The sequence below is a fragment of the Nodularia harveyana UHCC-0300 genome (assembly GCF_034931085.1).
In the GTDB taxonomy this organism is placed as follows: Bacteria; Cyanobacteriota; Cyanobacteriia; order Cyanobacteriales; family Nostocaceae; genus Nodularia; species Nodularia harveyana.
In genome coordinates this window covers 1-6,311 of sequence record NZ_JAYGHG010000060.1, presented here as the reverse complement: position 1 = coordinate 6,311, position 6,311 = coordinate 1, and the positions used below count along the sequence as shown (strand labels likewise).

Here is a 6,311-nt window from a genome sequence, read left to right as displayed (position 1 = left end):
TTCCATATCACTTAATTTATCAGATTTTGGGGAGAATTTTTAGCGATGGGCGAACGCACAAGCATATCCGCAGGACTCAGCCCCTCCTTTGGCGATCGCTCTTCCACCCCCCCCTGAACGGTTACAATCTAAGAGAGCTTTATTTAGAAAACTAGCGTGACGGGCTTCATCACGAGACATCAGGGAAAATCCATCTGAAAGGATGATGTTTGTTTCCTTAAGTTGATATGATAACTCTTTGTACAGGATGAATCCTGAGTACTCAGCAGCACAGTACATTTCCAGAAGTTTAATTATGAGTTCTCGCGCCTCACCTTGAATGTGGTCCCAGGACTGATTAAATCTCTCGTCACGTATATACTTGTCTTTAGTGTAGTCGCTTGTTAAATTAGCGACAGCAGTATTAAAGGCTTCTTGAAAGCTTAAGGTATCAATATTAGAAAATTTTCTGATGTTAGTTGTATAAAATCCTGGGGAAATGAGAGTTTCTTTCGCTAAAACCTCAATGTTTGACTGTGTATTTTCAAAATATTCCATATTCTAAACTCCAGTATTAAATATCAGTCTCAATAATACTTCCAGACAAGAACCTTCTTTCAAATGATTCAGGACTTACGCAAAATTATCAAAAACGAACCACAAAGGACACAAAGGACACGAAGTCAAGAGGGTTTGAGAGAGTTTTTGCGTAAGTCCTATGATTTATAGTGTCTAGTCTATTAGGTAAGAAAGAAATTTGACAATATGCCTAAAATCTGCCGGATGAGGATTTGGCATTGATGATCATACGCAATAGTAATACACTCTATTATGTGTATATTCTGGTAGCTTTTTCTAGATATGGATAGATTCTAGCTGACAGTTACATCCCCCCACGTTGTAAAATTAGGCGATGACCAAACCTCTCTCCTCCGTAATTCCCTCTTGCACTTGGAGCCGTCCCATCGGTTTAGGCTGGGATAAGCCCTATACTGTTCGCTATGCTAGTAATATTGATGATGGCCCTTGGCACGGTATGCCTTTGGGTGGCTTTGGCGCAGGTTGTATCGGTCGTTCTTCACGGGGAGACTTTAATCTGTGGCACATTGACGGCGGTGAACATACGTTTCAAAATATCCCCGCCTGTCAATTTAGTGTATTTGAATCTGATGGGAAATCTGCTCAAGCTTATGCTTTAGCTACAGAATCGCCGGAAAATGATAGTCTCGGAGCTTGGAAATGGTATCCAGCATCTACGGCGACAGAGGAAACCGGAACTTATCACGCTTTATATCCACGTAGCTGGTTTGTGTATGAAAATGTCTTGCAAGCAGAGTTAACTTGTGAGCAGTTTTCGCCAATTTGGGCGGGGAATTATCAAGAAACTAGTTACCCTGTAGCCATATTTAATTGGAATGCTCATAACCCCACAAATGCACCGATTACTCTCAGTATTATGCTGACGTGGCAAAATATGGTGGGCTGGTTTACTAATAGTTTGAAGTCTCCAGAAGTGGAGATTCGGGACGATGGGAGTCCGGTTTATGAATATCAGCCGCCTTTAGGCGATAGTCAAGATAATTACAATTTAATAGTTGAAAATGCAGAATACTTTAGTTGTATTTGTAGCCGGGTGCGTGGGGATGAATCAGTAGCAGAAGGTGATGGAAGTTGGTGTATTAGTACGATTAAGCAGCCCCAGGTAGAAGTATTTTATCATACGCGCTGGAATCCAGAGGGTACGGGGTCAGATGTGTGGGAAAGCTTTGCTGCTGATGGTTCTTTGCCTAATTATCAAGATGCCTCTCCCGCGTCAGAAAATACACAGATTGGGGTGGCGATCGCACTGCGTTTTACTCTGCAACCAGGGGAAACTTTAGCAATTCCCTTTGTCGTGGCTTGGGATTTTCCGGTAACAGAATTTGCAGCCGGAATTAATTATTACCGCAGATATACAGACTTTTTTGGGCGTGATGGTGATCAAGCTGGGGCGATCGCCTCAACTGCCCTAACACAATACAAAACATGGTATAAAAATATTCTCGCTTGGCAAAAGCCGATAATTGACCGCCCAGACTTACCCGACTGGTTTAAAATGGCTCTATTTAATGAGTTATATGACCTCACCAGTGGCGGAACTCTTTGGAGTGCAGCCTCGGAACTTGACCCCATAGGACAATTTGCCGTCCTGGAATGCTTAGATTATCGGTGGTATGAAAGTCTCGATGTGCGGTTATATGGTTCCTTTGGGTTATTAATTCTGTTTCCTGAACTAGAAAAATCAGTAATTCGGGCATTTGCGAGGGCAATTCCCCATAGTGACGATCATCAGCGTATAATTGGATATTATTATACTATCGGGGCAGGTACAACCACTGCCGCCAGAAAAGTTCCAGGTGCAACACCCCATGATTTAGGCGCACCTAATGAACACGTTTGGGAAAAAACAAATTATACCTGCTATCAAGACTGCAATCTATGGAAGGATTTAGGTAGTGATTTTGTCTTGCAAGTATACCGAGATTTTCTGCTGACTGGTGCTGATGATGTGCAGTTTTTAGCAGATTGTTGGGCGGGAATTGTGCAAACTCTCGATTATCTCAAAACCTTTGATTTAGACGGTGATGGGATTCTGGAGAACTCCGGCGCACCTGACCAGACTTTTGATGATTGGCGGTTACAGGGTGTCAGCGCTTATTGTGGAGGCTTATGGTTAGCGGCTTTAGAAGCAGCGATCGCAATTAGTGATATTTTATTAAAAAACAACCTTGGCGACCTTGGCGACTTGGCGGTACAAAAATCAACCTACGAAACATGGTTGGCGCAGTCGCGTACTGTTTATCAAGAAAAGCTCTGGAATGGTCAGTATTTCCGCTTAGATAGTGACAGTGGTTCTGATGTGGTGATGGCGGATCAATTGTGTGGACAATTCTATGCACGGTTACTGGGATTACCGGATATTGTACCAGGCGATCGCGCTCTCTCTGCTTTACAAACTGTTTATGATGCTTGCTTTCTCAAATTCTGTGACGGTGAGTTCGGCGCTGCTAACGGTGTGCTTCCCGATGGTTCACCAGAAAAACCCAATGCTACCCATCCTTTGGAAGTTTGGACAGGAATTAACTTTGGACTAGCCGCTTTTCTCATACAAATGGGGATGCAGGACGAAGCATTTAAAATCACCGCAGCCGTAGTCCAGCAAATTTATCACAACGGCTTACAATTCCGCACCCCCGAAGCCATCACCGCCTCTGGGACTTTCCGCGCCAGTACTTATCTGCGACCAATGGCTATTTGGGCAATTTATCTGGTTATGGATTCCCAGAAGAAAATATAGCAGGGAGGCAGGGTGCATCTGACAGGTGTAGGTTTATTACACAGAGGCTGAAACCCTGATGATTACGTGGTCAATATGTAAGATTCTTAATCCCATATTTATTGGTTGTGTTTGAATCCATGATTTTTCACCTAGTTCTCAAACGATGATTCAAGTGTTCCGGCAATTGGACAATTGAATGTTTAAGTTTTGTAATATACATTGCTTTAACTCTGGACGATGGTCACGAGAATATCCCTGTATGTTTATCTCTACTTCTTTCTCTTCATTATTTAAGTAATTCTTATACTCTCCATAATCTGGGTAGAGTATGTTCATTTTAATGTTCAGCTTAGGTGATATCACCCTATGGCTAATCAGTGCCTGATTTCTCGAACCACAACAACTCATTTATTCCTTTAGAAGGATATTTACAATGGCAACAATAGATCGTAGGTTTAAGGGGACACTAACTTACAATGATTCTACCGCCCGTACGATTGACAATCGTAATGAGTACAGTAGGGAAGTAAAAAGTACAATAACACGAAGAGGACAGACCTTCCCCAATGCCTACTATTACAATCACTACTTGCAGATTAACGCAGGTAGCGGTAATGACACCATTTATGGGGCTAACTTAGAAGGAAAAGGTACTGAAAAAATTTACGGTCGCGGAGGAAATGATCGCATCTTCGGTGGAAAGGGAAATGATCTCCTCGACGGTGGTGACGGTAATGACATCCTTTCGGGGGGAGATGGTGCCGATATTATCTATGGTGGTTCTGGTAGTGATGTCCTCTTTACGGGCAACTTAAGAACTAGTGGCAGCGATGACCTATACGGTGGATCACAATCCGATATCTTCGTTCTCGGAGAGGCTGCCCAGTCCATTACCACTACAACTGGTGGTGGTTTCGATGCTATTGCATTCTTTGGTAATTTCGCTGCGAATGCTTCTGCCGTACTTTTCTCAAAATACGCCATTGATTACAAGGTTACCAAGGATGTCGCTTCCCTTACCATTAATGGGATTAAAGCGCTTCTCGGTCTAAGTAGTACGAGCGTCACCGTCACACCTCCCCCTACAGCTACTTATGCTATGGTCAAAGACTTCAACCCCATTGAAGACATTATGATCATTCCACTTCAGCAGTCGGGTAGACCAAATGTAGCCATTGCTAATGGGAATAACCTTGGCGACTTGCGTTTCGATTATGTAGATAGTCAAAGCGGTCTTTTTGCAGTGGCGAACCTAGATTACAGTGGATATTTCTCTGCTGGGGCTGGTACGTCCGCTCTTGACACATTTTACAGGACGCATCTTAGCAAAAGTGCGCTGATCATCGATAAAGATGGAATCTCAATAGGAGGCAATAAAGTAACTGACGGACTAGACTCCAACATTACATCGGCTCTTTCAGGGTTAGGCACTAACAGGTTCTTGGTTGTGGGTGCTTTAGGTCCCCAAAATATCACCGGAACCCAAAATGGTGATAATCTCTACGGATCGAAGTATAACGACACCATTTATGGTTATGCCAATGGACAGGCTGGGGTAAATAACCCTAGTGGAACTGATACGGGTACAGACAACATCTATGGCTTCGGCGGCAACGACACCCTCTACGGTGGGTCTGGCAACGACTACCTCTACGGTGGGGATGGCAACGACACCCTCTACGGTGGGGATGGCAACGACTGGCTCTACGGTGAGTCTAGCCCTGACGTTCTTCTTGGTGGGGACGGCAACGACACCCTCTACGGTGGGGACGGCAACGACTGGCTTCTTGGTGGGAACGGCAACGACACCCTCTACGGTGGGAACGGCAGCGACACTCTCTACGGTCAAGGTGGCGCAGATAAATTCGTTCTCGAGACGGGTATAACGGGTAGGGTTGTTATTAAGGACTTCAAAATTTCAGAAAATGATAGGTTAGTAGCGGGTTCGAATACTACAAGTTTCAATAATTCTAACCCCTTCAGGAATGTTAATGGCAGTGCCGAGTACACCTTTGCGGGTGGTGCAACCTTTGTCGTCGAAGGGATCACAGCCAGCAGCCTTAATGGTCTCTTCGTTGCCTCTTAGGTGACGAACATCTAGGCGTATTTACTGCTTCTTCTAATATATAAGGGTGCATCTATCTGTAGTTTAGACTAAGCCATGAAAAATGACCCAGCAGGGCTGAGTTAAGTAAAAGTATGAATAACCTGTTGGCGAGTGAGAGTTGGTTGTACTTCTCTTAGCTTCCGTCAGAAGGGGGACTGTATTCAATCAGGCCTCCTTTTTTTCTTGAACATGACCGATTTAGTCTAAACCTGCACGGATGATATTATCAGAGTTGCGATCGCCAGCACCTAATAAATAAGTTTGGTCAGTATTAGGGACATATATGCCAAAAAATAATTCCTCTCCCGATGGCACTACTCCCAGATTAACAGTTGTACCAACCTCTTCATTAGTACCAATTAGAGTGAATAATCCATTTATATCCAGTGAATTAAATAGTCGTAACTCACTGACAAAAGAAGTATTTGGATTACCTTCTAGAATTATTGTGGCTACATTACCCCCAGTAGCAAAAATTTTCTCCCCCAGATTATATTCAATCCCATTTATAGTTATTACTTGGGCAGAAGCCGCACTTCCTCCCAGGATAAAACTCCCTCCAGTGATTGCTATTGCTAAGTTTTTTACTAAATGAATAAATGCAGTAATTATTTCAGGACTTACTCAAAATCATGAAAAAACAAACCACAAAAGACAGGAAGTGAAGAGGATTCTACGAGGATGTTTGAAAAGTCTTATTGTCGGTAACAAAACATTCTAGATCCCCCTAAATCCTCCTTTATAAGGGAGACTTTGATCACTATTCCCCCCTTTTTAAGGCTATCCATTACCCACATCTTTCTTAACATAAGATTTGACAAAAGCCAGTAATTGTGTATTTTATATACGAAAACCCAGAGTTAAACCAATGTCAGTAAATGGAAAAGTGGATAATAGAAGAACTAG

Annotated in this window: 3 protein-coding genes; 2 read left to right on the top strand and 1 reads right to left on the bottom strand. The window is 43.1% G+C overall.

Annotated features, from left to right (window positions below):
- Positions 1 to 39: 39 nt before the first annotated feature.
- Positions 40 to 537 (bottom strand): ferritin family protein, encoded by a 498-nt coding sequence (locus tag VB620_RS20650; protein WP_323198034.1) that lies wholly within the window; start codon positions 535 to 537, stop codon positions 40 to 42.
- Positions 538 to 892: 355 nt separating this feature from the next.
- On the opposite strand from VB620_RS20650, the gene VB620_RS20645 reads away from it, so the two are divergent.
- Positions 893 to 3,316, top strand: a complete 2,424-nt coding sequence (locus VB620_RS20645) for a GH116 family glycosyl hydrolase (RefSeq protein ID WP_323198033.1) — start codon at positions 893 to 895, stop codon at positions 3,314 to 3,316.
- Between the two features lie 415 nt (positions 3,317 to 3,731).
- A complete protein-coding gene (locus tag VB620_RS20640; protein WP_323198032.1) occupies positions 3,732 to 5,384 on the top strand; it encodes a calcium-binding protein in 1,653 nt (550 codons plus the stop codon).
- Positions 5,385 to 6,311: the final 927 nt, after the last annotated feature.